The 26,100-nt window shown below is 68.0% G+C and carries 30 protein-coding genes and 4 tRNA genes; 13 read left to right on the top strand and 21 right to left on the bottom strand.

The window, feature by feature from the left end:
- The first annotated feature begins 61 nt into the window (after nt 1–61).
- The 4 genes from hemE (at nt 62) to BHQ18_RS24390 (ending at nt 3,557) form a co-directional block, all read left to right on the top strand.
- Nucleotides 62–1,126, top strand: a complete 1,065-nt coding sequence (hemE, locus tag BHQ18_RS24405; protein ID WP_069416233.1) for a uroporphyrinogen decarboxylase — start codon at nt 62–64, stop codon at nt 1,124–1,126.
- Nucleotides 1,123–2,481 (top strand): protoporphyrinogen oxidase, encoded by a 1,359-nt coding sequence (locus BHQ18_RS24400; RefSeq protein WP_069416232.1) that lies wholly within the window; start codon nt 1,123–1,125, stop codon nt 2,479–2,481. The genes hemE and BHQ18_RS24400 overlap by 4 nt, the downstream gene beginning before the upstream one ends.
- Nucleotides 2,482–2,485: 4 nt before the next feature.
- Nucleotides 2,486–3,181 carry a hydrogen peroxide-dependent heme synthase gene (gene hemQ / locus BHQ18_RS24395; protein ID WP_069416231.1) on the top strand — a complete coding sequence of 232 codons (696 nt, stop codon included), beginning with the start codon at nt 2,486–2,488 and terminating at the stop codon, nt 3,179–3,181.
- A gap of 64 nt (nt 3,182–3,245) precedes the next feature.
- Entirely contained in the window at nt 3,246–3,557 is a 312-nt protein-coding gene (locus BHQ18_RS24390) for a hypothetical protein (RefSeq protein ID WP_109789397.1), read from the top strand.
- 43 nt (nt 3,558–3,600) lie between these two features.
- Here the strand turns inward: BHQ18_RS24390 and msrB are convergent, their stop codons facing one another.
- From msrB to BHQ18_RS24370, 4 genes are read right to left on the bottom strand one after another with little or no spacing between them, the layout of a single operon-like run.
- The gene (gene msrB / locus BHQ18_RS24385) at nt 3,601–4,014 is read right to left on the bottom strand and encodes a peptide-methionine (R)-S-oxide reductase MsrB (protein WP_069416230.1); all 414 of its coding nucleotides are present in this window, start codon (nt 4,012–4,014) and stop codon (nt 3,601–3,603) included.
- A 19-nt stretch (nt 4,015–4,033) separates the two neighbouring features.
- A complete protein-coding gene (aftC, locus tag BHQ18_RS24380) occupies nt 4,034–5,344 on the bottom strand; it encodes an arabinofuranan 3-O-arabinosyltransferase (RefSeq protein WP_205866183.1) in 1,311 nt (436 codons plus the stop codon).
- Between the two features lie 33 nt (nt 5,345–5,377).
- On the bottom strand, nt 5,378–6,943 hold the full coding sequence (locus BHQ18_RS24375; protein ID WP_069416228.1) for an alpha/beta hydrolase: 1,566 nt from the start codon (nt 6,941–6,943) through the stop codon (nt 5,378–5,380).
- Nucleotides 6,944–6,983: 40 nt separating this feature from the next.
- The gene (locus tag BHQ18_RS24370) at nt 6,984–7,760 is read right to left on the bottom strand and encodes a pyrimidine reductase family protein (protein ID WP_069416269.1); all 777 of its coding nucleotides are present in this window, start codon (nt 7,758–7,760) and stop codon (nt 6,984–6,986) included.
- Nucleotides 7,761–7,794: 34 nt separating this feature from the next.
- On the opposite strand from BHQ18_RS24370, the gene zapE reads away from it, so the two are divergent.
- A complete protein-coding gene (gene zapE / locus BHQ18_RS24365; protein ID WP_069416227.1) occupies nt 7,795–8,832 on the top strand; it encodes a cell division protein ZapE in 1,038 nt (345 codons plus the stop codon).
- 48 nt (nt 8,833–8,880) lie between these two features.
- Here the strand turns inward: zapE and BHQ18_RS24360 are convergent, their stop codons facing one another.
- Genes BHQ18_RS24360 through BHQ18_RS24330 form a run of 7 tightly spaced genes read right to left on the bottom strand, consistent with a single transcriptional unit; the run spans nt 8,881 to nt 12,754 of the window.
- Nucleotides 8,881–9,408 carry a GNAT family N-acetyltransferase gene (locus tag BHQ18_RS24360; RefSeq protein WP_069416226.1) on the bottom strand — a complete coding sequence of 176 codons (528 nt, stop codon included), beginning with the start codon at nt 9,406–9,408 and terminating at the stop codon, nt 8,881–8,883.
- A gap of 6 nt (nt 9,409–9,414) precedes the next feature.
- Nucleotides 9,415–9,906: a hypothetical protein gene (locus tag BHQ18_RS24355; protein WP_069416225.1), complete on the bottom strand. Its 492-nt coding sequence runs from the start codon at nt 9,904–9,906 to the stop codon at nt 9,415–9,417.
- Between the two features lie 46 nt (nt 9,907–9,952).
- Nucleotides 9,953–10,375, bottom strand: coding sequence for a PPOX class F420-dependent oxidoreductase (locus tag BHQ18_RS24350; protein ID WP_069416224.1), 423 nt, complete (start codon nt 10,373–10,375; stop codon nt 9,953–9,955).
- Nucleotides 10,376–10,411: 36 nt separating this feature from the next.
- Complete coding sequence (locus BHQ18_RS24345; protein ID WP_069416223.1) at nt 10,412–11,005, bottom strand: methylated-DNA--[protein]-cysteine S-methyltransferase; 594 nt, start codon at nt 11,003–11,005, stop codon at nt 10,412–10,414.
- Complete coding sequence (locus tag BHQ18_RS24340; protein WP_069416222.1) at nt 11,002–11,478, bottom strand: RNA polymerase sigma factor; 477 nt, start codon at nt 11,476–11,478, stop codon at nt 11,002–11,004. The genes BHQ18_RS24345 and BHQ18_RS24340 overlap by 4 nt, the downstream gene beginning before the upstream one ends.
- A 41-nt stretch (nt 11,479–11,519) precedes the next feature.
- The gene (locus BHQ18_RS24335; RefSeq protein WP_069416221.1) at nt 11,520–12,233 is read right to left on the bottom strand and encodes a Clp protease N-terminal domain-containing protein; all 714 of its coding nucleotides are present in this window, start codon (nt 12,231–12,233) and stop codon (nt 11,520–11,522) included.
- A gap of 32 nt (nt 12,234–12,265) precedes the next feature.
- Nucleotides 12,266–12,754 (bottom strand): SRPBCC family protein, encoded by a 489-nt coding sequence (locus BHQ18_RS24330; RefSeq protein WP_069416220.1) that lies wholly within the window; start codon nt 12,752–12,754, stop codon nt 12,266–12,268.
- Nucleotides 12,755–12,829: 75 nt separating this feature from the next.
- Between BHQ18_RS24330 and BHQ18_RS24325 the strand changes: the two genes are divergently transcribed.
- Nucleotides 12,830–13,186, top strand: a complete 357-nt coding sequence (locus BHQ18_RS24325; RefSeq protein WP_069416219.1) for a helix-turn-helix transcriptional regulator — start codon at nt 12,830–12,832, stop codon at nt 13,184–13,186.
- Nucleotides 13,187–13,190: 4 nt separating this feature from the next.
- On the opposite strand, the gene BHQ18_RS24320 is transcribed toward BHQ18_RS24325, so the two are convergent.
- A complete protein-coding gene (locus BHQ18_RS24320) occupies nt 13,191–13,610 on the bottom strand; it encodes a hypothetical protein (protein ID WP_069416218.1) in 420 nt (139 codons plus the stop codon).
- A 79-nt stretch (nt 13,611–13,689) separates the two neighbouring features.
- Complete coding sequence (locus BHQ18_RS24315; protein ID WP_069416217.1) at nt 13,690–14,070, bottom strand: hypothetical protein; 381 nt, start codon at nt 14,068–14,070, stop codon at nt 13,690–13,692.
- 344 nt (nt 14,071–14,414) lie between these two features.
- Between BHQ18_RS24315 and BHQ18_RS24310 the strand changes: the two genes are divergently transcribed.
- Nucleotides 14,415–14,687, top strand: a complete 273-nt coding sequence (locus tag BHQ18_RS24310) for a hypothetical protein (RefSeq protein WP_131815737.1) — start codon at nt 14,415–14,417, stop codon at nt 14,685–14,687.
- A 573-nt stretch (nt 14,688–15,260) separates the two neighbouring features.
- A complete protein-coding gene (locus BHQ18_RS24305; RefSeq protein ID WP_165614598.1) occupies nt 15,261–19,259 on the top strand; it encodes an Ig-like domain-containing protein in 3,999 nt (1,332 codons plus the stop codon).
- Nucleotides 19,260–19,556: 297 nt separating this feature from the next.
- Here the strand turns inward: BHQ18_RS24305 and BHQ18_RS24300 are convergent, their stop codons facing one another.
- Complete coding sequence (locus BHQ18_RS24300; protein WP_069416214.1) at nt 19,557–19,952, bottom strand: alpha/beta fold hydrolase; 396 nt, start codon at nt 19,950–19,952, stop codon at nt 19,557–19,559.
- Nucleotides 19,953–20,114: 162 nt separating this feature from the next.
- Between BHQ18_RS24300 and BHQ18_RS24295 the strand changes: the two genes are divergently transcribed.
- The gene (locus tag BHQ18_RS24295) at nt 20,115–20,327 is read left to right on the top strand and encodes a hypothetical protein (RefSeq protein ID WP_069416213.1); all 213 of its coding nucleotides are present in this window, start codon (nt 20,115–20,117) and stop codon (nt 20,325–20,327) included.
- Nucleotides 20,328–21,327: 1,000 nt separating this feature from the next.
- The gene (locus tag BHQ18_RS24285) at nt 21,328–22,164 is read left to right on the top strand and encodes a hypothetical protein (protein WP_069416211.1); all 837 of its coding nucleotides are present in this window, start codon (nt 21,328–21,330) and stop codon (nt 22,162–22,164) included.
- Between the two features lie 402 nt (nt 22,165–22,566).
- Here BHQ18_RS24285 and BHQ18_RS24280 read toward each other — a convergent pair.
- The 4 genes from BHQ18_RS24280 to BHQ18_RS24265 form a co-directional block, all read right to left on the bottom strand.
- Nucleotides 22,567–22,641, bottom strand: a tRNA-Val gene (locus BHQ18_RS24280).
- 16 nt (nt 22,642–22,657) lie between these two features.
- Nucleotides 22,658–22,728: transfer RNA gene (locus BHQ18_RS24275), tRNA-Cys, on the bottom strand.
- 27 nt (nt 22,729–22,755) lie between these two features.
- Nucleotides 22,756–22,828 (bottom strand) — tRNA-Gly (locus tag BHQ18_RS24270).
- A gap of 105 nt (nt 22,829–22,933) precedes the next feature.
- On the bottom strand, nt 22,934–23,416 hold the full coding sequence (locus BHQ18_RS24265) for a DUF6636 domain-containing protein (protein WP_234794301.1): 483 nt from the start codon (nt 23,414–23,416) through the stop codon (nt 22,934–22,936).
- Between the two features lie 119 nt (nt 23,417–23,535).
- Here BHQ18_RS24265 and BHQ18_RS24260 point away from each other — a divergent pair.
- Together BHQ18_RS24260 and BHQ18_RS24255 are read left to right on the top strand one after the other, a co-directional pair.
- Nucleotides 23,536–23,610, top strand: a tRNA-Val gene (locus tag BHQ18_RS24260).
- 55 nt (nt 23,611–23,665) lie between these two features.
- A complete protein-coding gene (locus tag BHQ18_RS24255; RefSeq protein ID WP_069416210.1) occupies nt 23,666–23,989 on the top strand; it encodes a hypothetical protein in 324 nt (107 codons plus the stop codon).
- 12 nt (nt 23,990–24,001) lie between these two features.
- Here BHQ18_RS24255 and BHQ18_RS24250 read toward each other — a convergent pair whose 3' ends face one another.
- From BHQ18_RS24250 to BHQ18_RS24240, 3 genes are read right to left on the bottom strand one after another with little or no spacing between them, the layout of a single operon-like run.
- Complete coding sequence (locus BHQ18_RS24250) at nt 24,002–24,988, bottom strand: L-lactate dehydrogenase (RefSeq protein WP_069416209.1); 987 nt, start codon at nt 24,986–24,988, stop codon at nt 24,002–24,004.
- Entirely contained in the window at nt 24,970–25,302 is a 333-nt protein-coding gene (locus BHQ18_RS24245; RefSeq protein WP_069416208.1) for a DUF3618 domain-containing protein, read from the bottom strand. Before BHQ18_RS24245 ends, BHQ18_RS24250 begins: the two co-directional genes overlap by 19 nt.
- Nucleotides 25,299–25,700, bottom strand: a complete 402-nt coding sequence (locus tag BHQ18_RS24240; RefSeq protein ID WP_205866182.1) for a phage holin family protein — start codon at nt 25,698–25,700, stop codon at nt 25,299–25,301. The genes BHQ18_RS24245 and BHQ18_RS24240 overlap by 4 nt, the downstream gene beginning before the upstream one ends.
- A gap of 101 nt (nt 25,701–25,801) precedes the next feature.
- Here BHQ18_RS24240 and BHQ18_RS29930 point away from each other — a divergent pair, with 101 nt between their 5' ends.
- Nucleotides 25,802–26,065 (top strand): hypothetical protein, encoded by a 264-nt coding sequence (locus BHQ18_RS29930; RefSeq protein WP_131815736.1) that lies wholly within the window; start codon nt 25,802–25,804, stop codon nt 26,063–26,065.
- Nucleotides 26,066–26,100: the final 35 nt, after the last annotated feature.

The following is a 26,100-nucleotide window of genomic DNA, read 5'->3' as shown; positions in this document are numbered from 1 at the left end:
AGCAACCCGTCCGTCGAGGCGAGGGCTACTCCCCGGCGCTCGCATGGCAGCATTGAAAGCGATGAACAACCGCCGTGAGCTGCCCGAGTCGCCGTACCTGGCCGCCGCGAGCGGCCGCAAACCCAGTCGCGTGCCCGTGTGGTTCATGCGCCAGGCCGGCCGATCGCTGCCCGAGTACCGCGCCCTGCGCGCCAAGAACACGATGATGCAGGCCTGTTTCGACGCCGAACTCATCACCGAGATCACGCTGCAACCGGTGCGCAGGCACGGCGTGGACGCCGCGATCCTGTTCTCCGACATCGTGGTGCCGCTGCGGGCGTCGGGCATCGCGCTGGACATCGTGCCCGACGTCGGCCCGGTGATCGAAAACCCGATCCGCACGGCCGCCGACGTCGCCGCGGTCAAACCCCTTGAGCCCCAACAGGTCGCCCCGGTCGCCGAGGCCGTTTCCACGTTGGTCACCGAGCTCGGCGACGTGCCGTTGATCGGGTTCGCCGGCGCACCCTTCACGCTGGCGTCCTACCTGATCGAAGGTGGTCCGAGCCGCAACCACGAACGCACCAAGGCGATGATGCTCGGCGACACCGACACCTGGCACGCGCTGATGTCGGCGCTGACCGACGTCACGATCGGGTTCCTGCAGATGCAGGTCGACGCGGGCGTCGACGCCATCCAGGTGTTCGATTCCTGGGCCGGCACGCTGTCGCTGGTCGACTACCGCAAATACGTGCTTCCGCACAGCACCCGGGTGTTCGAGACGTTGGCCGCCGCCGGGGTGCCGATGACGCACTTCGGGGTGGGCACCGCCGAACTGCTGGGCGCGATGTCGCAGGCCGCGTCGGGTCACGGCGCCCCGGCCGTCGTCGGCGTCGACTGGCGCACGTCGCTGCCCGACGCCGCCACGCGGGTGGTGCCCGGCACCGCACTGCAGGGCAACCTCGACCCGGTGGTGCTGCTGGCCGGCTACCCGGTGGCCGAGCAGGCCGCGCGCACCGTCGTCGAGGACGGTCGGCGCGCCGTCGACGCCGGGGCCACAGGGCATGTCTTCAACCTCGGCCACGGCGTGCTGCCCGGCACCGATCCCGAGGTGATCACCGAGGTGGTGAGGTTGGTGCACTCGCTGTGAGCCCGGCGTACTGCGTGGTCGGCGGTGGGATCTCCGGTCTGGTGGCCGCCTACCGGCTGCGCGTCGCCGCCGGGCCCGGCGCCACGATCACGCTGTTCGACCCCGCCGACCGGCTGGGCGGCGCGCTGCGCACGGAGCGGATCGGCGGACAGTCGATGGACGTCGGCGCGGAAGCCTTCGTCGCGCGCCGGCCCGAACTGCCCGCCCTGCTCGCCGAGCTCGGGCTGGCGCACCGGCAGGTCGGCACCACCGGCGCACGGCCGCTGATCTACAGCGGTGACCGGCTGCACCCGCTGCCGGCGGGCACCCTGCAGGGCATACCGGCGCAGCCGTCGGCGCTGGCCGGCCTCGTCGACGACCCGACGATCGCGCGTATGCGCGACGAGCGCAACCGCCCGTTCCGCTGGCACCCCGGCGCCGACCCGTCGGTGGCCGAGCTGGTCGGTGACCGTTTCGGTGAGCAGGTGGTCGCCCGCTCGGTGGAGCCGATGCTGGCCGGGGTCTACGCGGGGTCGGCGGCGACGATCGGGGTGCGCTCGGCGGTGCCGACGCTGGCCACGGTCCTCGACCGCGGGGCGCCGAGCCTGACCGACGCCGTCCGCGAAGCGGTGCCGCCCCCGGTGACGGGGTCGGTGTTCGGGGCCGTCGACGGCGGCTACACCGTCCTGGTTAACGAACTGATCCGCCGCGCCGGCGCGCGCTGGACGCAGGTCGGCGTCGACCGCGTGGTGCGCTCGGGCGCCGGGTGGGACCTGATCGACGACGAGGGCGTCGCCCACCACGCCGACGCGGTGGTGCTGGCGGTGCCGGCCCCGGTGCTGGCGCGCATGGTCGCCGAGGTGGCCCCGCGCACGGCGGCTGCCGCGCGCCGCATCCCGGTCGCCTCGACGGCGCTGGTGGCGCTGGCGCTGCCCGGCGGCACCCCGCTGCCGCAGCAGTCCGGTGTGCTGGTCGCGACGGGGGAGCGGCGGCTGCATGCCAAGGCGGTGACGCTGACGTCGCGCAAATGGGGTCCGCGCGGCAACGTCGAACTGGTGCGGCTGTCGTTCGGCCGGTTCGGCGACAACCTGGCCCGCAGCGCGGGCGACGAGGACCTGCTGGGCTGGGCCGCGCAGGATCTGGCGACGCTGTTCGGGGTGCGCACCGAACCGGTCGACTGCCACGTGCAGCGGTGGATCGACACGATGCCGCAGTACGGCCCCGGCCACGGCGAGCTGATCGCCGAGTTGCGCGCGGGGTTGCCGCCGACGATCGCGGCGGCCGGCGGTTTCCTCGACGGCATCGGGGTGCCCGCGTGTGTGGCGTCAGCCACCCGGGCTGCGGCGTCGCTGCTGACCTCGCGCGTGGCACGATAGAGACATGGCCAAACTCGACTTCGACGCGCTCAACTCCACCATTCGCTACCTGATGTTCTCGGTGTTCTCGGTGCGTCCGGGTGAGCTCGGCGAGGACCGCGCGGCGCTCGTCGACGAGACCGCGACGTTCCTCAAGCAGCAGGAGGAGCGCGGCGTCGTGGTGCGCGGCCTCTACGACATCGCCGGCATGCGCGCCGACGCCGACTTCATGATCTGGACGCACGCCGACAACGTCGAAGCGTTGCAGGCCACCTACGCCGACTTCCGCCGCACCACCACGCTGGGCCGCGCCACCAACCCGGTGTGGAGCAACGTGGCGCTGCACCGGCCCGCGGAGTTCAACAAGAGCCACATCCCGGCGTTCCTGGCCGGTGAAGAGCCGGGCAACTACATCTGCGTGTATCCGTTCGTGCGGTCGCTGGAGTGGTATCTGCTGCCCGACGAGGAGCGCCGCCGGATGCTCTCCGAGCACGGTATGGCCGCCCGCGGCTACAAGGACGTGCGGGCCAACACGGTGCCGGCGTTCGCGCTCGGTGACTACGAGTGGATCCTGGCGTTCGAGGCGCCCGAACTGCACCGCATCGTGGACCTGATGCGGGATCTGCGGGCCACCGACGCCCGGCGGCATGTGCGCGAGGAGACGCCGTTCTTCACCGGGCCGCGGATCAGCGCCGAGCAGCTGATCGAACGCCTGCCCTGAGTCGGCCCGCGCGGCGCACTCGGAGTTAGCCCCGCACGGGGCTTCGGTCCGTCATGATGGGTCGATGAGAAATCAGGCTTTGCTCGCGGCGGCGCTGACGGTCGGCGCGCTGGGGGCCGCACCGACCGCCGTCGCTCAGACACCCGACAGTGAGCGGTGCGCGCCGCGGTTCGGTCAGACCATCGACATCCTCGCCGGCGACATCGACTGCATCACCGCGTCGGATTACGCCGTGCGCTACGACGTCAACGGCGACAAGTACCAGGAGATCGGCCCGTTCACGTGCTACTCGGGCACCGCGACGACGGCGCCGCTGCTGTTCCAGTGCGTCACCGAGGTCGAAGGCGGCACCGAGTTCGCGGTCTACCCCGGCTAGATGCGCGCGCCGCGTCTGCGCCAGGCCTGGCGTCGCGTTCGCGTCAGGAGGTCGGCTTGAGCCGCAGCGAGATCGAGTTGATGCAGTAGCGCTGGTCGGTCGGGGTGGGATAACCCTCGCCTTCGAAGACGTGGCCGAGGTGGCTGTGGCAGTTGGCGCACAGCACCTCGACGCGGCGCATCCCCAGCGAATCGTCGGCGCGCAGGATCACCGCGTCGGAGTCCGCCGGATCGAAGAACGACGGCCAGCCGCAGTGCGATTCGAACTTCTCGCTGCTGCGGAACAGTTCGGCACCGCAGGCGCGGCACTCGTAGACGCCCTCGGTCTTGGTGTCGGTGTACTCGCCGGTGAAGGGACGCTCGGTGCCGGCCTGGCGCAGGACGTGGAACTCCTCGGGGCTCAGCTTCTGGCGCCATTCGTCGTCGGTCAGCTGCAGTTTGGGAGCCGGAATGGTCATGACTCCACGCTACTAGCCGTCAGCTGATCGGTGGCGCGACCGGCTTGGCCGGCGGCTCCGGTTCCGTGGTCTTCGATCCGCCGGTCTTCAGCCACACCGGGTCGATGCCCTCGTCGAGGCGGCCGTCGGCCTTGGCGTCGAGATACCGGAAGTACAGCACCGAGAACACCACGATGAGCATCAGGCTCCAGCCGTAGGTGAACTTCATGTACTCCAGGAACCGGCCGGTGCTCGGCCAGTGGCCGAGCAGCCACCGGTCGGCGCTCATGAACCCGTAGATCGCCAGCCACGCAGGCCAATTGCGCAGCACCGAGTTCCTCAGCACCACCGTCATCAGGAACGGGAACAACATCATCGAGTAGTAGCCCTGGCCCAGCGAGAGCACCAGGAACGACGTGATGAGCAGCACGCCGGACGACGTCATCATCCAGAACAGCGGGTCGCGGGTGCGGTAGTACTTGTACAGCAGGTACAGCGTGTAGGCCGCGAGCAGCGCAAAACCTATGCGCAGCACCAGGATCAGCCACGTCGGCAGCCCGTAATAGATGCCGTTGCCCGCGATGGAACTGTTGAAGTAGTCGCGGGTGGTCATGATGTAGGGCACGGTGCGGGTGATGAAGTTCATCGGGTCGCTGATCAGCGGCCACGCCGCGATGTTGAACACCAGCGGCACCGCGAATGCGCCGACGAACGGCCGCCACTGCCGGTTGAGCAACGGCAACAACAACAGTGGGGCCAAGATGGGTTTGACCACCAGCGTCAGACCGATCGCCGCACCGGCCAGCCATTCGTGCTGGCGGTTGCCGTCGAGCAGCCACCGGAAGAACAACACCTCGGCCAGCAGGATGCAGCCGTTGATGTTGCCGAAAACCAGTGTGTTGATCACGCTTTCGGTGCAGAACATCGCGGCCAGCAGTGCGGGCAGCGCCACCGAGCGGTGGTCGAAACCGAACAGCCGGATCAAAAAGTAGGCGGCCAGCACGATCGCGATCGTGTTGAACGTGATGAACCAGTACCGCGATGCCTCGACGGGCAGGTAGCCGAACGGCGCCATCAGCAGGGTGCCGCCGGGGGGATACAGATAGTGCGGGTCGACGTGGTTGAAGTGCTCGTTGTAGATGTCCCAGCCCATCTTGAAGTTGACGACCGCGCGGTAGACCGGTCCGTAGTCGTCGGTGATGTAGCCGTTGGTGGCGAGCACGTAGCTGCGGTGGATGATGAACAAGATCGCCAGTGGCCACAGGATCAGCTTCAACACCGTCGCCACGTCGGGCGGGGACGTCCTGGGCCGGAAAGCCGTCGCAAGTGATCTGGTCACAAGATCGCGCACGCCCGCACGCTACCCGACCTCGGACATCGGCCGTCAGGCCGGGCAGAACGTGTCAGTCTCGGGCAGTTTGCCGCTGTCGAGGTATCCGAGCACCGGCGGCAGTGCGCACGGCGAGTAGACCGACGCGCCGTGCCCGATGCCCTGCCACATCACCCGCCGGTTGGCCGAACCGGCGTTGATCGCGGTGGCGGCCACTGCGGCGACACCTTCGTTGCCGACGATCGGGTCGTTCTGGGTGCCCAGCAGCAGCACCGGGATCTTGAGGTTCTTGGGTTCCTCGGGCGGGGTGCCGCTGGGCCAGTTGAGGCAGTCGACCAGGTTCAGCGCGCCGACGGTGCCGAACTGCGGGTACAGCTTGTCCCAGGCGACGACGAGTTCGCGGACCCGGTTAGGGGTGGGCCGGTTCAGCGAGTCGCTGCAGCCGTTGACGAATTGACCGTCGGTGTTGCGCAGGGTTTCGGCCCGGGTGATCAACTCGGTGAACTGGCCGGTGTCCCCACCGCGCGCGGCGGCGATCGCGCCGGCCAGTGTGTTGCCCGACGCTACGCGGTCCCCGCGCGGGTAGGCCAGTGCGGTCGAGATCGCGTTGGCGACGGTGGCCACGGCCGCGCCGTTGGGGCCGCGGCCCTCCCGCGCGGCCGACAGCAGCGCGTCGACGGCGCCCTTGGCGTCCGGCGCCAGTGGGCAGTTGGTCGCCGCGCACTGTGCCGACCACGCGTCGAGCGCGGCCTGTTCGCCCTTGACCCGCTGCTCCATCGCGGCTTCGGCGGCGATGCCCAGCGGCAGCGGCGAGTCGAGCACCAGGCGCGAGACCTTGTTGGGGTGCGAGCCCGCGTAGGCCAGCGCGACCTGCGCGCCGTTGCCGATTCCGAGCAGCGCCAACGTCGGGACGTCCCAGGTGCTGCGCAGCCGCTCGAGGTCCTCGGCGGCGTGGGAGTTGTCGTAGGCCGAGTCGCCGGGGGCGATGGTGTCGGTGCAGTCGGTGGTCGCGGTCTGCACGATCGCGCCGAGGTTGGCCACCGGGTCGTCACCGGACTGGAACTGGGCCTGGTCGAGCATCTCCTGGCGGTCGAACAGGTCGCGGCAGTCCAGGGCGCCGGACATGCCGAGGCCGCGGCGGTCGACCGCGACGATCGGGCGGGTGTTGAGCATGTCGGCGCCCGAGCGGGACAACCACACGGGCAGCTGCAGCGACGAGGGCAGGTCGGTGCCGGTGGTCATCACCAGCGGGCCGGCGTCTTCGGGGGTCTGCGGGCCGCGGGCGCGGACCACGCCGATGCTGACCGAGCCGGACGCGCCGCCGATCGGGTCGAGGTCGGCGTCGTAGCTGGCGCAGTCGAGCGTCACACCGGCCGGCGCCGGCACCGACGCGTCGGCGAACACCCGCGAGGTGCACTCGCGCCACGACAGGTCGTTCTTGGGCGCCTCGATCGGCGGGGGACCGCCGGCCTCCGGGGTGGGCGGCGGCTCGCCCTGGGCGCCGGCACCTGAGTTGGTGGCGAACCGCGGGTTGGCGGCCAGCCCGGGTGAGCAGGCCGCGACGACCACCGCGGCGGTCGCCAGGCTCAGGACCCGGAGCAGCTGACCACGCCTTTGCATGCCGACCACAGTACTGATGGGCTGTCCGCGGACCGGCAACCTAGCGGGTGTAGCGCAGGTAGAGATAGCCGTCGTCGTCGGAGAGCACGTGCGCCGGGCGCATCCGGGTCAGCACCTCCGCGGACCCGCCGGTGATCCGCGGGGGCGCGCCGCCGACCAGCACCGGGGCCACCGTCAGGCACAGTTCGTCGAGCAGGTCGGCCGCGATCAGCAGCCCGAGGACGCCGGGGCCGCCTTCGGTCAGCACCCGCAGCAGCCCGCGGTCGGCGAGGGCGCGCAGCGCGACGGCGGGGTCGACGTCGTCGGGGTCGGCGCCGGACGCGTCGATCACCTCGGCGAGCGCGCCCAGCCGGGTGCGGGTGTCGTCGTAGGCGGCGGTGCAGGTCAGCACCAGCGGGGTGACCTCGGTGTGGGTGAAGAACCGGGCGTCGGGGTCGAGGCGTCCGGACCCGGTGATGACGGCGATCGGCGGGACCTCGGCCTGGCCGCGGGCCTGCCGGATGCCGCGCTGCGCGACGGGTACCTGCGCGCCCGAATAGTTCTCGGTGCGCACGGTCGCGGCGCCGACGAGGATCACGTCCGCGCAGTGGCGCATCTGCTCGAAGACCGCGCGGTCACCGGTGCCGCCCAGCGCGCCGGACTTGCCGCCTGCGGTGGCGCCGCCGTCGACGCTGGCGATCATGTTGCCGCGCACCCAGCAGGTCTGCAGGTTGTCGGGGTAGGAGTACAGGTCGGCCAGCCGCGGGTCGGCGCTGTCGAGCGGGGCGCCGTCGGGCCCCAACACTGTGAACTGCGCCGCAGCGGCGGTATCGGGCATGAACACGATTGCAGCACGTCGATAAGGTGCGTGCATGGACGGGTCCAGCGGTGTGCAGCATCTGGTCGACCGCCGGCCCGAGGTCACGCCGGAACGGCTGATCGCCCAACTGGTCCCGCCGCCGACGTTCGCCGACGTCAGCTTCGACACCTACATCCCGGATCCGGCGCAGCCGTCGCAGGCCGCGGCCGTGCAGTCGTGCGCCCGATTCTGCGAGCAGGCGGTCGAGCGGCGGCAGGGCAGGAAGCGGTTGTTCGGTCGGCGCGAGGTGCTGCCCGGGGTCGGGTTGTACCTCGACGGCGGGTTCGGGGTCGGCAAGACCCATCTGCTGGCGTCGTCGTACTACCGGGTGCCCGGGCCGAAGGCGTTCGCGACGTTCGGCGAGTTGACGCAACTGGCAAGCGTTTTCGGTTTCGTGGAGTGCATCGAACTGCTGGCCGATTACGTCATGGTGTGCATCGACGAGTTCGAGCTCGACGATCCGGGCAACACGACGCTGATCTCACGGCTGCTGTCGGCGCTCGTCGAGCGGGGCGTGTCGGTGGCGGCGACGTCGAACACCCTGCCCGAACAACTCGGCGAGGGCCGGTTCGCCGCGCAGGACTTCCTTCGTGAGATCAACACGCTCGCAGCGATTTTCGAGACCGTGCGGATCGACGGCCCGGACTACCGGCACCGCGACCTGCCGCCGGCGCCCGAGCCGCTCAGCGACGACGAGGTCGCCGCGCGCGCCGCCCGGTCGTCGACGGCGACGCTCGACGACTTCGACGCGCTGTGCGCACACCTGGCCACCATGCACCCGTCGCGGTACCTGACTCTGATCGAGGGGGTGACCGCGGTGTTCATCACCGGGGTGCATCCGGTCGACGACCAGAACGTCGCGCTGCGCCTGGTGTCGCTGACCGACCGGCTCTACGACGCGGGCATCCCGGTGGTGGCCTCCGGCGCGAAACTCGACACCCTGTTCAGCGAGGAGATGCTCGCCGGCGGTTTCCGCAAGAAGTATCTGCGGGCGGTCTCCCGGCTGCTGGCGTTGTCCCGGGAGGGCACCACCCTCGGCGAGCAGACATAGACTCGCACTCCTGCGCGGGGTTTCGTGCGAGTCTGCGTCTGCTCGCGGTCAGACAGGGCGCACCATGACGAAGTCGTTCTCGACCGCGGCGCCCAACCGGAACGTCTTGGTGCCGGCCACCTCGAAGCCCTGCTTGGCGTAGAACCGCTGCGCGCGCCGGTTCTGCTGGTTGACGCCGAGCCACACGACCGCCGCGCCGAGCCTGCGCGCCGCGTGCAGCGAGGCCTCCATCAGCGCCGCCGCCACCCCGCCGCCGTGCCGTTCGGGCAGCACGTAGATCTTCGACACCTCGACGGCGGGCCGGGCGGTGACGGCGCGCTGCACGTCGTCGTCATCGGGGACACCGCGGATCAGCATCGCGTAACCGGCGACGCCGTCGTCGCGGGCGACGAGCACCGTGCGGTCGGGGTCGCGCAGATAGTCGCGGAACCGGGCCTCGGACAGGTTCTCGGCGATGAAGGCCGCGATGTTGTCGGCGGTCACCGCCGGCGGGCAGGCCAGCGGAAAGGTCCGCGCGGCGACGTCGGCGAGTTCGGCCACGTCGGTCTCGGCGGCCGAGGTGACCTCAATACCCAACGGCGGTCAGAGGTTCCACTGCGCCAGGTGTTCGCCGGTGACCCGGTCGATCAGCACGACGTTGGAGACGAGGTCGCGGTAGCAGTCCCAGAACACCGCGCCGCTGACCGTCGACCCGGCGGGCGCGTTGTTCAGCGCCTTCGACAGCGCATCGGGGGCGTCGGTGTTGCGCGGCTCATAGGAGTCGCCGGTGGCCGTGACACCGCGGAAGCTGTAGGTGATGCCCTGCGCGTACGGCGTGGGCACCGCGATCGGGTGCACCGTGATCCAGGCCCGCCAGACCTGCTGGCGCGGCGGGCGCGGGGGATAGCCGAAGCCCGGCGGGATCGGCGACGGGTCGACGCTGTGCACGGTGATGTCGGCGACCAGACCCTTGAAGCTGATCTGCAGGGTCTCGCCGAGGCGGCCGATCGGCGATATGGCCGCCGACGCGGGCGCAACCACAAACCCGGCGGACGCCACGAGCGCGGCGACGAAGAGCACGAACCAGCGACGCATCCACGCATGATCGCACAGACTGAAACGTGTTACAGCCGCTTCCCGGTCAGGAGTGCCACGGGCCGACTCCGCCGACCTTGTCGATGCGGATCCGGGTCAGATAACCCGGCGGCGCTTCGGCGGGCGGGAACGCATCGGGGTTGCTGAGCGTCTGGGCCAGTTCCTTGAGCAGTTCGGGTGCGCCGCCCTTGACGACGCGGGCGGTGCCGCTGATCGACAGATAGGGCCGCATCGCCGCGCCGGCTCCTTCCGGGGACAGGATCGTGACCGCGACACGTGGATCGCGACGCATGTTGCGGAGCTTCTGGTGCTCGGCGAGGTGCGCGCTGACGAGTTCGTCGCCGTCCGGTGTTGACTGCAGCGCCACCCACACCAGCGTCGCCTGCGGACTGCCGTCGGGGTTAAGTGTCACCAGGGTGGCGTCGGCACCCCGCCCGATCAGCGCGCGGGCCGCGTCGTTGAGCTTCATGCAATGTTCTACCGCGGCACGCGCGCTTTCATTCCCTCACGCGGCTTCGAGGTCGAGCAGCGTGGTCTTGGCCTGCGGCCCGCCCACGTACTGACCGGTCGATCCGTCCGAGCGCACGACGCGGTGACACGGGATCACCACCGGCAGCGGGTTGTGCCCGCAGGCGGTGCCGACCGCGCGCACCGCCCGTGGGCTGCCGACGGCCGAGGCCACCGCGGCGTAGCTTTCGCGGCGGCCGTAGCCGATGCCGCGCAGGTGCTCGATGACCGTGCGCCGGAACCCGTCGGTGAGGCGCAGGTCGACGGCGACGTCGAAAGCCGTGCGGCGCTTGGCGAAGTATTCGTCGAGTTGCGCTGCGACCGCGTCGAGCCGGTGCGGAGCCCGCAGCACGCGCGGGCTGACCGTCGCGGCCAGGCGGGCCAGGACGGCGTCGTGGTCCTCGACGGCGTAGGCCACCCGGACCAGGCCGAGCGGGGTGGCGGCCAGCAGCAGCGGCCCGACGGGGCTGTCGACGGTGCGGTAGGCGACGTCGAGCAGGCCCTCGGTGTCGGCGCGTTGCTCGAGCACCCGGTGCAGCCGATCCAGGGTCGGGGCGTCGGCGTTGATGTCGTCGAACAGGTTGGCGGTCATGACATTTGGTCCTCACGGTAGATGTTGCGCAGGGTCTTGAGGCCGTCGGCGGCGGCGCGGCGGGCGGCGACCGGGGAGTTGCCGAGCAACGCGGCGATCTCGGCGAACGGCAGGCCGGCGATGTGGTGGTAGGCGACGGCCTGCCGTTGTTTGGTGGGCAGGCGGGCCAGCGCGTCCCAGAGGTCGGGATCGCGGGCGGCCGGGTCGGCGCGGGGTGCCGGCATGTCGGGTGCGGTGTCGGTGGGTGTGGGTCGACGCGACCGGGCGCGGCCGATGTCGAGCGCGCGGCGGTGGGCGATCGTGACCAGCCAGGCTTCGACGTTGGCGTCGGCGGGCAGGTCGGGGTAGGCGCGCAACGCCGACAGGAAGGTCTCCGACCACGCGTCGTCGGCGTCGTTCGCTCCGACGACCGCGCGGCAGACTTTCAGCACGGTGGCGCCGTGCTGGGTCACCACGTCTTCGAACGGTCGCACTCTCACATCATGTAGACGCTTGGGGGAGCGGCGATGTGAGATCAGCCTTTCGTGAACGGTTCGAGCGCGGCGGCCAGATCGTTCTCGAAGCGGGCGCGGTCGACGCCGAGGCGGTGCAGGGTGCCGTTGCCGTCCTCGGCTTCCAGCATCGCGAGAACGATGTGTTCGGTGCCGATGTAGTTGTGGCCCAGGCGAAGTGCTTGACGGAACGTCAGCTCGAGGACCTTCTTGGCTGCGCCGTTGAACGGCGTGAGTGCGGGCAGTTCACCGTCGGTGCGGTCGGGTAACTGCACGGCGGCGGTCACCTTCTCGGCGGTGAGGCCCTGTGCGGTGAGCAGCTTGACCGCGAGGCAGTCGGGCTCGGCGAACAGGGCCAGCAGCAGGTGCTCGGGGCTGATCTCGGGATTGCCCGCAGTGTGTGCGGCGTTCTGCGCCTGCACGACGACGTTGCGGGCGCGCGGGGTGAACCGGCCGAACCCGGCGTCGGGGTCGAGGATGTCGGGCTTGGGGACGAAGCGTTTCTGGGCGGCCTGTTTGGTCACGCCCATGCACTTGCCGATGTCGGTCCAGGAGGCGCCCGAGCGGCGGGCCTGGTCGACGAAGTGCCCGATCAGGTGGTCGGCGATTTCGCCGAGTGATTCGGCGGCCAGCACCGCGTCGGTGAGCTGGTCGAGGGGTTCGTCGTGCACCTGCTTGATGACGTCGATGAGGTCGTCGAGCCGGACCGGGTTGGTGATCTTGGCGGGCTGCGTCATGGCGTCAACTCTAGGTTGACGCCTGGCGATCGTCAACCGTGGGTTGACGGTCGTGGGTAGCCGCGCCGCACGGTGCGGTCGAGGATGCCCAGCGTCGCGCGCAGGGCCAGTTCGGAGACGACGGGGAAGACGCCGGCTTCGCGCCAGTGCGCGTCGATGTCGGTCCAGTCGTAGAACGAGGTGACGAGGGTGCCGTCGGGGTGGGGTTCGAGGCGGTAGCCGTAGACGTGCCCGATCTGCGGGCGGATCCGGCCCAGGACCGTCCAGGAGATCAGTCGGTCCTGGTCGAAATCGCGGATGGACACCGTGACGTCGTATTTGCCGAGCGGGAAGTCGTTGAGCGCCTCGCGGTCCATGTGCACGACGAAGGTGTCACCGGCGGCGCGGACCGGGTCACCGGTCGCGTCCTGCAGCATGCCGGTGGCGTCGATGGCGACGTGGCCGTGTGGGTCGGCCAGGACGCGGAAGATGTCGGAGGGCGGGGCGGCGATGAGGCGCTGGACTTCCAGGCGATCGGTCATCGGCAAATCATGTCAGCGTTGTACCGGGCCGGTAGGTCCGTTTTGCGGACGTACACGCGGGTATGTGAATTCGAGATGCGTACTCATGCCGATACTTCCCGCACGCAGCCGGCGTTGCTGCGGCGCGCGATGACGTTCATTCACGAGAACGCGCACCGCGACATCACGCTCGGCGATATTGCCGCGGCAGTCAACGTGACGCCGCGGTCGGTGCAGTATGCGTTCCGCCGCCACCTGGGCACCACACCGCTGGAGTACCTGCGGTCGGTGCGGTTGGAGCGTGCGCACCGGGATCTGCAGGTGGCTGATCCGACGGTGGACACCGTGATGGCGATCGCCGGCCGTTGGGGCTTCACGCACGCGGGCCGGTTCAGCAGCTTCTACAAGCGCACGTTCGGCACACCGCCGAGTCAGACGTTGCGCGGGGCCTGAGCGGCTACCTCGGGAAGAAACCTTCGCGGGTGAAGAAGCCGGGCTGCCAGCCCCGTTGACCGAGGCACAGCAACGGTCGGCCGTCGGGTGCCTGCGCGGCGGCCTGCGGTTTCGGGCAGGGCGAGCCGACCTCCTGGACGCCGAACAGCTCGTAGGCGGCAACCCAGAAGCCGGTGTAGACCGGGGGCCACTGATTCTCGATCCAGCGACACTGCAGGACTTCGCCGCCGGGGCCGCGACCGAAGGTGAACAGTTCCATGTTGGTGCACGGTCCGGCGAGGTGGGCGTCGTAGCTCATGCCCGGCACATCGGTCGCGTAGCGGCCCGGAGTATCGGGGTAGACGTTCTCGTCCGCGGTGGCGAGCGGAGCCGCGCAGATGGCGGCGCCGGCGATGACAGCGGCGGCAAGCAGTCGGCGAATCATGTCCCACCCTCGGCTCGTCGGGACCGGTCGGTCTGTGCAAAGCGTAGTGCGTGGCCGACGCGGGCAGTGTGCTTTCGGCTCACGTGAAGCTCAGCCGCACCGCGAGTCGGACGTCGACGAACTCGTGTTGGCCGTCGAGGCGGAAGCGGTAGCGGTGGTAGCCGCCGCCGGGTTCGACCGGCAGCACCGTCGCCGGCATGCAGATGAACATCGACTCGCCGGCCAGGGTGAAGGCCTGGGAGATCGGTGCGAGCGGGCCGCTGGGTCCCTCGCTGTCGATGACCAACGTGAACTCGGCCCCGACGTCGTCGGGTTCGGTGTCGCAGAGGACGACGACGTCGCAGCGGAACGCCGTGGATTCGGGCGCGACGGTGGTGCTGGCCCAGAACGCGCCCTCGACGTTGAGCATGTTGTCGACGACTTCGGAGCGGTTGGCAAAGAAGGCCGCGGTCAGTCGCATATGCGGAATCTACAAGACGCGTTTCGGCGTCACACAAGGACTCGGGTCCGACGGCCACCGGTTCACGATGTGGGGGATGTACTAGAGCAAACAGGCTATCGAGGCCCTGACGGGAGTGGTGTTGGTAGCGATCCGCGGCGGTGTGGGAACAGCAAATGTGCGGGCGCGACAAATCTTCGCGGAATGTGGCATTCGGCGGGTCGGCGACTGCGATGATCAGGTGCGCCCCACGAGGCGGCGCAGGGGCTGGATTGCGATGGGGGAGATCGATGCTGGCAATGATTCGAGGAATGGCGGCAGGTGGTATCGCAGTCGTTGCGGCACTGGGCTTGGCGGTGCCGGCGGTGGCGGAACCGTTGAGCGGGACGTACACCGCGACGATCGGGGACGGCGCGACGATGACGCAGACGTGGGTGTTCACCCCGTGTGGTGCGGACTGCACGAGTCTGGACATCGGTGGCGGTGCTCCGGCCAAGGAGATGCGCTTGCAGGGCAACACCTGGAGTTGGACACAGACCAGCGACGGTGTTCCGTGCACGACGACGATCGATGCGGCTTCGCTGGCGGGCATGACCGGTTGCGGAGGCATGACTTTTCCGGTGCGGCTCTCGCGCTGACCTCGCCGAAGTTTATTGACAGTCGCAATAATTCGCGAGCGCGGTGGCCTCGGACGGGATGGCCCGCAGCTACACGCACGCCCCCCATGGGCGAGCCGTGGGCCGAAATCTGTCCGGACGATTGACTTGGTAGTCGTCCCGTCCGAGGCATTTCAAGATTAGGTCGTTTCGGCGGCCGATGGAATCGGGTGTTTCCCTACGTTCCGGGCGTCGCCGCGGGGAGGCGGGCTCGCCTGACGGGAGCCGACCGGGGTGTTGAGCAGTCGGGTGGCGCGTCGTGGTGCGGGTCCGACCCCGGCATAGGGCAGCAAAGTAACGATCATAGGGAAACACCCGATTCCTTCGCCCTCCGATGTAATTAGCGTCCTGCTGAAGCGTTTCCCTTCGGAAACTCTGAGCCCACAGGAGTGCGTTATGGCAAAAGCTGCTGCGAAAGCCGTCCCCGGTTGTGACCGCCTCCAAAGGGACGGTCAGACGGTTGTGCTTCAGCGGCCCAGCTCTGATGTCGCTGGTTATGCCCGTCACGTCGGGCGCGTCGGCGCCTTGGCCGTTGCTTTGGGCGTCGGTCTGGCGGTGGCCACCACGCCTGGGATTGTTTGGGCCGAGGAGGGCAGCGAAGCCTCCGCTGCAGTGGACGATGGCCCAAACACCACCGACCCCGAGCCGGCGCCTCCGCGGCCCGAGGGCAGCGGCGACAGCAACGGCGGGACCGCTGCCGATGCGGCCGCTGCCGATGCGGGCACGACGACGACCACGGTCATCGAAGGGAAGACAACCACCATCATCGGCGGTGACGGCACCCCTGAAGTGATCATCAGTGGGACCACCATCGACAACGCGGGAGCCACACCCACTGCAACACCAGCGCAAACCGCGGAACCCACGCCAACGTTTGACCTAGATACGACGGTGCCGGCCCAGCCCACCGCGACTGCCGACCCGACTACTGCCGCACCGGCGCCAACGGTCGACCCCAGCCACGTGTCGACGGCCGGGGGCACAGACCCCAATCTCGCGCCCGACCGTGAATTGGCCGGCGCGAAGACGGTGATTTCGGGACCTGAGCTGGACGACAGCAATCCGGAAGCGCGTCTGCAGTCGAGAAGCTTGGCAGGCACTGATGATCAACTGAATCTGTTGAGCGTCAACCACGTTGAGGCTGTCAGCATCCTGGAAGCGCCCGCGCCCGCGTCCGAACCTGTGAATCTGGTCGAGGCGTTCCTGGCTGTCCCGGCCACCGTTTTCGGCGTCGTCCTCAACGCCTTCACTGGTTTCGTGGCGCCGGTCTTCGGTCCCGGCGCACCGTTCTACAACTCGGTCCTCTGGGGCCTGGTGGAATCGATGCGTCGCCAGTACAACCAGCTCTTCGTCAATTCCACCCCCGCGCTGGACCTGCAGACCACCGGTGAGCCATTGGCCAACGGCGAGATCATCGGCACCCTCAACGGTTTCGACCCCGACGGCGACCCGCTGTCCTACAACGTTCCCGCCACCGGGGTCGGCGCACCGGCTCACGGAACCGTCAGCATCGACGCCGCGGCCGGTACCTGGACCTACACACCGAATGCCGGTTACAGCGGTCCCGACACCTTCACCGTCACTGTGACCGATAAAGTCGCCCGCTACCATCTCCACGGCCTCGGCCAAACCCACAGTGCGAGCGACACCATCAGTGTCACCGTCGCGCCACCGGCGAACACCAATCATCCGCCCGTCGCCAACGATGATTCGTTCACGACGGATGAAGACACCACGTTGTCGACGGGCAATGTTCTGGCCAACGACACCGATGCTGACGGTGACACCAAGCAGGCGGTGTTGGTGGCCGGCCCGACCAAGGCCGCCAGTTTCGAGCTCCTTGCCGACGGCTCGTTCACCTACACGCCGATGGCCGATGTCAACGGCACGGATTCGTTCACCTACAAGGTCAACGACGGAACGGTCGACGGCAACACCGCCAAGGTTACGGTGCACATCACCCCGGTCGATGACACTCCCACGGCCGCCGATGATGTGGTCACTACCGATGAGGACACTGCGGTCACGATCCAGGTGCTCGGCAATGACACCAGCCCGGACGGTGCCCCGACGGTGACCGTCACGACCACCCCGGCCCATGGCAGCGCGGTGGTCAACGGCGACGGCTCGATCACTTACACCCCGGGCGCAAACCAGAACGGGCCGGTCAGCTTCGGCTACACCATCACCGACCCCGACGGGGATCAGGCCGCCGCCGCGGTCACGGTCAACATCACACCGGTCGATGATCCGACGGTCATTCAAGCAGTGCCGTCGGCCCCGGCGGTAAGCGCCACGGGCGCAATCACTTACACGGTGACGGTCACCGACATCGACAGTGGCTTCGCGGACCTCGAAGTGATCACCACCCAACCTCTCGACGGCACCGGCACGGTTTCGGCGCCCGTGTTCAACTCCGCCACCGGAACCTGGACTTTCACCTACACTCCAGACCCGCAAGAGCGCCTCGACGCGTACGGCACTGCCACGGTCGAACAGGACGTTTTCACCATCACCGCGGTCAGTGGCGGACAGGCGCAGGCTCACCTACAGGTCGCCGCCACCGTCGACCCGGCCGCCGCCGCCATCACCAATACCGCCACATTCCCAGCCCCTGAAGGCGGCGCGTCCAGCGTTCACGGTGTGGTGCTCGGCGCGGACGGGACCGCCGCTCGAACCACCTACACCGGCGACGGCAGCGCAGCTAACCCGTACCGGTCGACGATCGTTGTCGTCCACCCCGACGGCACGATCACCACCAAAACCGTCGACGGCACCCCGTCCAGCCCACTTGTCGGCGCGGACGGCACCGTCTACCAAATCACGCGCACCGGCGAGTTGAGTGCCGAGAACTTCTTCAAGACAACGGTCACATTGATCCACCCCGACGGGAGCATCACCACCGCGACCGTCGACGGCTACCCGCACGAAGGCGTCGTGCTCGGTGCTGATGGCACCGCAGCCCAAACCACTTACACCGTCTTCGGCAGCGGGGCGAACCCGATCGAGTCGACGGTCATAGTGATCCATCCCGACGGCACGATTACTACCGAAACCGTCGACGGCTTCCCGGTCGGCGTGGTGGCGGTGGGTGCTGATGGCACCGCAGCTCAAAGCACCAATTCCGGCAATGGCAGCGTTGAGTACCCCTACCAGACGACGCTCATGGTGATCCACCCGGACGGGAGCATGAGCACCAAGACAGTCGGCGGCTACCCCGACCTCGCCGGTGCGGTGGTCGGTGCGAATGGCACTGCCGCCCAGAGAACCATTTTCGGCGACGGCAGCGCGGCGAACCCGTACCAGACGATGGTCACGGTGATCCGCCCTGACGGCGCCCTGATCAGCGAAACCGTCGATGGCCTCCCGAGCGGCCAGAGTGTGGTAGTCGGTGTGGACGGCACCGCCGCCCAAATCACCCGCACCGGCGAAGGAGACGTGGCGAACCAGGGTCAGTCCACGGTCACGGTGATCCACCCCGATGGGACTGTCACCACCGGAACCGTCGACGGGTACCCGACCGTTGGCGGTCTGGTCGTTGGTCCGGATGGCACTGCCGCCCTATCGACGTCTCTCGGTGACGGCAGCGCGGCGAATCCCTATCGGATAACGGTCATGGTGATCCACCCCGATGGGACTGTCACCACCGAAACCGTGGACGGCCTCCCGAGCGGCCAGGGTGTGGTAGTCGGTGTGGACGGCACCGCTGCCCAAATCAGCCGTACCGCCGTTGGCGGCTCGGCGAACGACTTCGAGACGACGGTCACGGTGATCCGCCCCGATGGGACCATCATTACCGAAACCGTCGTCGGCGTATCGACCGGCGACGGCGTGCTCGTCGGTGCGGATGGCACCGTCGCGCTAACCACCTACTCCGGCGGGGGAAGCCCGACGAACCCATATCAGACGACGATCACGGTGATCCACGCCGATGGCACCGTCACCGCCGAAACAGTCGGCGGTTTACCACACTTCGGGGGGGTGGTGGTCGGCGCAGACGGCACCGTCGCCCAAACCACCAATACTGGCGACGGTAGCGTGGCGAACCCGTATCAGGCGACGGTCACGGTGATCCGTCCCGACGGCACCGTCATCACAGAGACAGTCGACGGTCGCGCGATCGACTCCGGTGTGGTGGTCGGCGTGGACGGCACCGCGGCGCAAATCGCCTCCTCCGGTGGCAGCGCCGAGAACCCGTACACGATGAGGATCATGGTGATCCACCCCGAAGGAAATACGACTACCACCGAACCCATCGACGGCATCCCGTGGGGCCATGCGGTGGTGGGCGCGGAGGGCATCGTCTACCAGACCAGCCGTATCGGCGATGGCACCCCCGCCAGCCCTTATAGGACGACAGTGACCGTGATCTACTCAGACGGTCACACGACCACCACCGACCCCATTGCCGGCGCCCCGGTCGCCCCTGTAGTGGTCGGCGCGGACGGCACCGCCTACCAAACCACCGTGACTGGCAGTGGCAGTGCGGCCGACCCCTTCGTCATCACCGTCTCGCGTATTGCGGTAGCGCAACCGCTCGCAGTGCTGGTGTAGTGAGACGTCCGGACGGTTTAGGCGCCCGGGATAAGCATGTCCGCACGTGCGAACGGCGCGGGGTTCAACCGCTGACACCCACGGAACAGCCTCGCGGTCGGCGCGGTGCTTGGACGTAGTCAGCAGCAGCGCCGCGAGGCCCGCCAACGACGACGAGGACCAGAAGGTGCCGTGGCGCTTCGCAAGGTAGACACCGAATGGCGACTTACGGCCTGGGGATGGGCATGGTCAAAAGGTATCAATCGCTAGCATCACCGAAGGGACGGACAACATTTCAAGGCGTGGCATCGACCGTCCCTACTGGAGGAATTCGGCGAGCAGCTTCTCAACTATCTCGGTTTGGTCGATGAAAACCATATGGTTCGCATCGTCGACCAGCTCGACCCGCGCCTCAGGCAGTTGTTGCCTGAGGCGGGTAGCCGTCTTTGGCCCGTCAACAAGGGACTCCGCCCTGCCGATGATCGTCAGAACCGGGACCCGGGCCGACGAGAGTCGCTGTAAATCGCAATCGCTGCGCAACGGCCACGGGTTCGGTCGCGGGTTGCTGAGCGCAAGGCTGAAACCAATAGCGCCACAAATGAATTGTTGCATTATTGGCTGCCACGGCTCCTGGCGAAGCAACCGGCGCTTTGTCGGCATGGCCATGGTGTCAAGGAACGACTGGACGCGCTCTTCCGTGGGCCGACCGGTCATGGTTGGGATCGAACGAACCAGACACCTCGGACGCAGCCCGTTGGCGAGCCCTACCGGGCACACAAGCGCCAAGCGCTCTACCCGTTCTGGGAAGCCATCGATTAATGAGTCGCTATCCAGCTACCGCGCGAAGCAGCAACTATTGCGGAACGCTGGATATCAATGGCACTCAACGTCTCGTTGAGCCATTCCACTATCCCTGCGCTGTTTGTGGTCGCCTTAATTGCGATGCTCTTACCTGCCTCGTCGATTGCGTCGATCATGGTCACGCTGTGGGTCGCGGTGAGGACGGGCAAGTGCGGTATCCACATCGTCGAGCTGATCGACGATCCATGGATTGCTACCAGCGGGGGTTTTGACGGGTCGCCCGCGTGAAGAATGTGCGTGCGTCCGAAGGACGTCTCAATGTCCGACTCCGTCACCGGGATCGTGCTGGCGGCAAGGCTGCGTCGTAAAGCTGAACGTATGCCGCGCGTGCGTCGTCCGATCGAAATGCCGAAATCCCGCCCATCCCGCCTCCTCACGCGTGGTACCGGACCAATAACATGGTCCGCGCCGTCACGCAGGGGTTTGTAGCAGGCGTGGCACCGACTCATGGCGATGTTCGATGATGGCGATAAGCCGCAGCGGTCGACCAGTCCAGTCAGCAACCTCCCTAGGTAACCCCGGGGAGGGGGTACACGGCGCCCCCCATGGCATTGGCACCGCCCCCCGGGTTTCCCCAACAAAAAAACCGCCCGGATAGGAGCGCCCTGTGCCCGTCGTGCTGACGTTCCGTGCACCGTGTGCGGGCGGCTGCTGCCGACGTATCCCGACAGCGCGCCGCCTGATCGGCGCCGCTGCGGTCCGTGCGTCAAGGCCGACGCTGCTCCGTGGGACTACGGCACGCGGGCGGGATACCGGCGCGAAGGCTGCAAGTGCGATGAGTGCCGCGCGTGGAACACGAAGGCGCAGACGGACTACGCGCGCGATTATCGCGACCGCACCGGAACCAGCTGCGGACGAAGTACCGCCGATCCGCGCAAGACGCGATCGCCGCGTCGCTGACTTGAGCCCCCACCTGTGTGCCGGATCGAGGTCGGCGTCGTGCGCCTGGTCCTCGTCGTCGGCGTGGGTCCGACGATCTGGCCGCACGTGCCTGCATGCTTGGCCGGTGTCGAAGCGTGCGGAATACATGTTCGCGCTCTACTCGGGCTCGCTCGCTGAACCGGGCGACCGCAACCCGTACGCCGGGGGCGAATCGCTGGTTCTGCCGAAGCTGTGGACGCGCGGGTATGAGCGGATGATGCGGGTACGGATCGACACCGGGCCTGCGATGCGGAGATACCGCGCAGAATGCGCAGCGGCTGAATCGCGTTCGACGTAAGCACGGCGCGTGGGGGAGGCGCTGGACCCGGACAAGATCGACGCGTTGTGGGGGAAGTTCGCCACCGACGTTGATCGAATGATGGAACGGGTCAACGACTCGACGGACTTCGCGGTGTCGCCGGGGTCGTCGCTAGCTGGCGACGATCGGGCGAGCGATCCTTACCAGGTTTCGCACGCGGTCCAGATGTGCATCGTGGCCGGTGTCGATCATCTACACGCTATGAAGTCGCTTCTCTTCGATCTCAACGTGCTTCACAGCGCGGCGCCGTTCACCCTGGTTCGTGGTGCGCTCGAGATTTTCGCTTCGGCGTTCTGGATTCTGCATCCGACTGGCCGCAGCACGCGCATCGAACGCGTCCTGCGTTGGTACGCCAAGAACTTCCATGATCAGCATCCAGCGCTTCAATCTCTGAGTTTGTCCGATGTAGCGCAGCGAGACGCCAAGTACGCCAGGCTCGCTCAGATCGGGAGCGGCCGCGGCATCCCCGAGAACAGGATCAGCGCCGGATACCAAAGCACCGAAGCCGTCCAGTACGCCGACATGCACGCACGAACAGCGAAACCTCTCCTTTCGTGGCGCATGTGTTCCGGCTACGCCCACGGCCGACCGTGGGTGTATCTCGGGATGGCCGACGAAGACATGTTCGAAGAGACCGGCGATCCGGATGTTCTCATGACGCGAGTGACAAGTGATCCGGGGAAGCTGCTGTACCCAAGTCTCCACGCTCAATGGCTGATGAGGGACGTCGTTGACTTGGTGGAACGGAGAGCCACCGACCCGCTCCGGCGGTCACAGCAGGCAGCGGATGATCGGTCGCGGGCGCTACGACTCTTCGCGCCGTAGTCAGACGACCGCGTACTCCGTTCTCGCGCCCTGGTCCATTACCGCTGCTGTCTCGGCGCCTTGCGGCGACCGCATTCGGGGCAGCCGTGCCCAATAAGAAGGTGTGGTGGCTTTGCACCGTCTGCCACAACGACCTGACGCCTTACGAGACCGCACGCGGGGCACCCGTAACCGTCGCGGCAACGTCGAGCACGGTGGTCGAGGGCACTGGCTCGCCCGATTCGGCGAGCGCATGCCGCACGGCCACGACGCCGCATTACGTCGAGCGTGGGTCGGCCGACGCCCTACCCCTCGCAGCAATTACCGGTGTCATAGGTGAGTTGTAGGCGGAACTCCGTGCTTGCGTATTGGGCACGGAAACAAGAGAGGCCCGGAGATACCAGGCCTGACCTGCTGAAACTGTGGTGCGCGATACTGGGATTGAACCAGTGACCTCTTCCGTGTCAGGGAAGCGCTCTCCCGCTGAGCTAATCGCGCCGGGTCGAAAATTCGGAGGTGGAGACGGGAATCGAACCCGTGTGCACGGCTTTGCAGGCCGTTGCCTCACCACTCGGCCACTCCACCGCTGGGGTTGATGCCACTGCACCTTCGAGCGGATGACGGGATTCGAACCCGCGACCCTCACCTTGGCAAGGTGATGCGCTACCAACTGCGCTACATCCGCGCGCCACGAACGACTTGTCGCCCGTCGCGAAGCACGACGATAGTCGACCGAAGTATCGCGACACAAATCCCGGCATTCACCGGAGCGTCGGGCGCCGTTCAAGGCTCAAAACAACTGGTAAGACTCGCGTGAGAGGAAGAACCCGCTGCCCGTGTCGTCACTGCGACAGGTGACGCCCGCCTCGCCGCTTTCGCACCGCATCGCGCCGGCGCGCACGGCCTCGCCGTAGGGCAGCACCTCCTCGACGCCGAACGTGGTGTCGCCCGCGCAGATGAACTTCGCGGGGTCTGTCCCGACGATCAGCACGCCCTGCCCGTAGTCCCATTCGCAGTCGGCGGGCTTGGGCGGGGGAGACCAGTCGCGGTCCATGATGTCGCAGCGCGCATAGTCCGGATCGAGGCGGCACGCGATGTTCCCCGACGGGGTGATGAACCCGGTCGACTCGCTGACCTCCCGCTCGACGGTCGTTGTGGACGATCCCGGTGTCTGCTCGGCCGACCCGACACCTGCCGTCGTGGACTCCCCGCAGCCCGCGACCACGGTCACGCAGGCCAGCACAACGGATCCGCGCCCGGCGAAGGAAACCATCACCGGCGACCCTAGTCCCGTACCGTTCCTCGGGAGCCGAAAAGCGATCGGCTGATTCGGGTCGCGGCGGCCCCGCGTGCTAGTCTTCGACGTCGTTCGGCCCTTCGGCCGACTCCCTCGGTCTCGTAGCTCAGTGGGAGAGCGTCCGCCTCACACGCGGAAGGTCGCTGGTTCGAACCCAGCCGGGACCACCACCAAATGCCCTGCTCGGAGTGCTTCGATCATCGAGGTCACGCGGCGAAGACGGAAATGACGACGACTCACCTGGCGGTCCAGCTGGCCCAGGGCGGCACCGCTGAGTGGACCGGCCCGGCAGTTCGCGCAGCGCTGTTCACCTCCGCCGGGGTGGCGTTCATCGTGGTCGGTGTCCGCCGTCGGCTCGCCCGCGCTCGCTGGAACCGCGACGACGACCGCCGCCTCCTGAACCCGGATGCGCCGTCCGATGACCATCGGCCCTCGGCGCCGCCGTCGGGCGGAACCTGGTTGGTTGTCGCCGGTGCGGTGCTGACACTCCTCGGGCTCCTGCACATCCTCGACCTCGCCGCGACGCTGCGGGTGTCGGGTCTGATTTGACGGACACGACGCTCACAGCCCCAGCGACCGCTGGACACCCGTCAACGTCTGAGCCGATCGTCGCAACCCCTGCCACTCGTCCGGCGCCATCGCCACCTCCAACGTCCGCGAGGCGCCCGACCGCCCGATGACCGTCGGCAGCGACAGCGCCACATCGACCAGGCCGTGGGCACCGTCCTGCACCGTCGACACCGGCAGCACCCGGTGCTGATCCTGGAGCACGGCCTCGATGATGCGCGCGGTCGCCAGCCCGATCGCCAGGTTCGTCGCGCCCTTGCCGGCGATGATCTCGTAGGCGGCGTTGACCACCGCGGCGGTGATCTCCTCGCGCACGCCCGGCGCGAAGACCGGTACGCCGTCGATGCGGTACTCGGCGGCCGAAACCCCGCCGATCGACACCGTCGACCACAGCGGGATCTCCGAGTCGCCGTGCTCACCGACGATGAACGCGTGCACATTGCCGACGGCCACCTGCGCCCGCTCGGCGATCATCACGCGGAATCGAGAGGAGTCGAGCAGTGTGCCCGACCCGAAGATCCGCCCGTGCGCCGGTTGCACCGCCTTCACCGCCGCGTAGGTCACCACGTCCACCGGATTCGTGACGAACACGATCACCGCATCGGGGGAGTGCTCGAGCAGCTTCGGTGTAAGTTGTTGCGCCATCGCCACATTCGCGGTCGCCAGATCGAGCCGGCTCTGCCCGGGGTGCTGCTTGGCCCCGGCGGTGACGACGATCAACGCCGAGTCCGCGGTGACCGCGATGTCGTCGGAACCGACGACCGGACAGTGCGGGACGAACTGGCTGCCGTGGGTCAGGTCCAGCACCTCGGCCCGCACCTTCGCCGCGTTGGTGTCATACAGGGCCAGCGATCCCGCCGACCCGCGGATCAGGCACGCGTAGGCGATCGCGGTACCCACCGACCCCATGCCCACCACCGAGACCTTGCTGCCCGGTCGCGGCGGTGTGCCGCCGACGGCCGTCAGCGGCGTCGCCGCCAAATCAGGAAACCCACCGCCAGCGCCGCGGCCAGTGCGATCGCCGCCACCGGGACCGATTTCTCGGGATTGTCGGTCGCCGTGTGCCGGACCGCGTCGGCTGTCTGCACGACGCGCTCCCTGGCCTCGGCGGCCTTGTCCTTGGCGGCCTCCTTGGTCTCGTCGACCTTCTCCTTGGCGCGCTCCTTGACGTCGAGCTTGGCCTGCAGCGCCTCGACCGTCTCCCCGAGTTCGGCGCGGGTCTGTTCGATGTCGGCCTCGATGTCGTCCTTGCCGGCGTCCGGGCCGGGCTCGGGGCGCGGGTTGGGTGCGGTCATGAGCGGGCGTCCTTCAGTTCCTGGATGTCGGCCTTGACGGTCTCGACCGTTCGCGGCGCGGCCGGCGTGACCTCCTGCGCCTGCTTGCGCCCGACCAGCGCGGCGATTCCCGCCACCACGAACAGCGCCGCCGCGACGATCAGCGCGGCCGCCCACACGTCGAGCACCAGCGCCAGCGCCGCCACCGCCGCGGCGATCAGCGTCGCCGCGCCGAAGAACGCGAGCAGGCCCGCGACGCTGAACAGCCCGGCGCCGATGCCCGCATGTTTGGCCGATTCTTGAAATTCCTTCTGCGCCAACCGCATCTCGTCACGCACTAACCGTGAGGTCTGCGTCGACAACTGACTCATCAACTCGCCGATCGACGCGTCCGCGGTAGGTCTCGGTTGCACCGTCATCACATACCAACCTCTGACTTGTCCTGATCTGTCGCGACAGAGATGCCCGTGGTCAGGAGCACCGAAACGTCGCGGCCCGTTGAATTCAAAGGACGCCGTCGGTGACGGGCGGGGCACTCCTCGGCAACGGTTCGGCAACCACCCCCGCGCGAACAGGTTCGATCCCTGATATTGAGCAGTGGCCTTCGGTCGGGAACCGCATCGAAATGACGCTCTACCATGCCGAACCGGTCACCTTTTGGAAACGGAGCGGTGCGCCGTGGTGCGTCGTCGAGGATCGGCTGCTGATATTAACGCGGCCGTCTAAACACGGCCTCTCCGCGGGCGCGAAGGCCCGCGGCCGGAATGTTCTACAGCGTGAATGAAGGGATCGACGTCGATGACGGCCTTGAGACGAGTC

Source organism: Mycolicibacterium flavescens, from assembly GCF_001722335.1.
GTDB classification, from domain to species: Bacteria; Actinomycetota; Actinomycetes; order Mycobacteriales; family Mycobacteriaceae; genus Mycobacterium; species Mycobacterium flavescens.
The sequence above is the reverse complement of the archived record's forward strand: the minus strand, read 5'-3'. Positions and strand labels throughout refer to the sequence as shown.

Coding starts and splice junctions, on each gene's coding strand:
- hemE (WP_069416233.1), top strand. CDS start 62: ATGAACAACCGCCGTGAGCTGCCCGAGTCGCCGTACCTGGCCGCCGCG.
- hemQ (WP_069416231.1), top strand. CDS start 2,486: ATGGCCAAACTCGACTTCGACGCGCTCAACTCCACCATTCGCTACCTG.
- BHQ18_RS24390 (WP_109789397.1), top strand. CDS start 3,246: ATGAGAAATCAGGCTTTGCTCGCGGCGGCGCTGACGGTCGGCGCGCTG.
- msrB (WP_069416230.1), bottom strand. CDS start 4,014: ATGACCATTCCGGCTCCCAAACTGCAGCTGACCGACGACGAATGGCGC.
- BHQ18_RS24375 (WP_069416228.1), bottom strand. CDS start 6,943: ATGCAAAGGCGTGGTCAGCTGCTCCGGGTCCTGAGCCTGGCGACCGCC.
- BHQ18_RS24370 (WP_069416269.1), bottom strand. CDS start 7,760: ATGCCCGATACCGCCGCTGCGGCGCAGTTCACAGTGTTGGGGCCCGAC.
- zapE (WP_069416227.1), top strand. CDS start 7,795: ATGGACGGGTCCAGCGGTGTGCAGCATCTGGTCGACCGCCGGCCCGAG.
- BHQ18_RS24355 (WP_069416225.1), bottom strand. CDS start 9,906: ATGCGTCGCTGGTTCGTGCTCTTCGTCGCCGCGCTCGTGGCGTCCGCC.
- BHQ18_RS24350 (WP_069416224.1), bottom strand. CDS start 10,375: ATGAAGCTCAACGACGCGGCCCGCGCGCTGATCGGGCGGGGTGCCGAC.
- BHQ18_RS24345 (WP_069416223.1), bottom strand. CDS start 11,005: ATGACCGCCAACCTGTTCGACGACATCAACGCCGACGCCCCGACCCTG.
- BHQ18_RS24335 (WP_069416221.1), bottom strand. CDS start 12,233: ATGACGCAGCCCGCCAAGATCACCAACCCGGTCCGGCTCGACGACCTC.
- BHQ18_RS24330 (WP_069416220.1), bottom strand. CDS start 12,754: ATGACCGATCGCCTGGAAGTCCAGCGCCTCATCGCCGCCCCGCCCTCC.
- BHQ18_RS24325 (WP_069416219.1), top strand. CDS start 12,830: ATGCGTACTCATGCCGATACTTCCCGCACGCAGCCGGCGTTGCTGCGG.
- BHQ18_RS24320 (WP_069416218.1), bottom strand. CDS start 13,610: ATGATTCGCCGACTGCTTGCCGCCGCTGTCATCGCCGGCGCCGCCATC.
- BHQ18_RS24315 (WP_069416217.1), bottom strand. CDS start 14,070: ATGCGACTGACCGCGGCCTTCTTTGCCAACCGCTCCGAAGTCGTCGAC.
- BHQ18_RS24300 (WP_069416214.1), bottom strand. CDS start 19,952: ATGACCGGTCGGCCCACGGAAGAGCGCGTCCAGTCGTTCCTTGACACC.
- BHQ18_RS24295 (WP_069416213.1), top strand. CDS start 20,115: ATGGCACTCAACGTCTCGTTGAGCCATTCCACTATCCCTGCGCTGTTT.
- BHQ18_RS24265 (WP_234794301.1), bottom strand. CDS start 23,416: ATGGTTTCCTTCGCCGGGCGCGGATCCGTTGTGCTGGCCTGCGTGACC.
- BHQ18_RS24255 (WP_069416210.1), top strand. CDS start 23,666: ATGACGACGACTCACCTGGCGGTCCAGCTGGCCCAGGGCGGCACCGCT.
- BHQ18_RS24245 (WP_069416208.1), bottom strand. CDS start 25,302: ATGACCGCACCCAACCCGCGCCCCGAGCCCGGCCCGGACGCCGGCAAG.
- BHQ18_RS24240 (WP_205866182.1), bottom strand. CDS start 25,700: ATGACGGTGCAACCGAGACCTACCGCGGACGCGTCGATCGGCGAGTTG.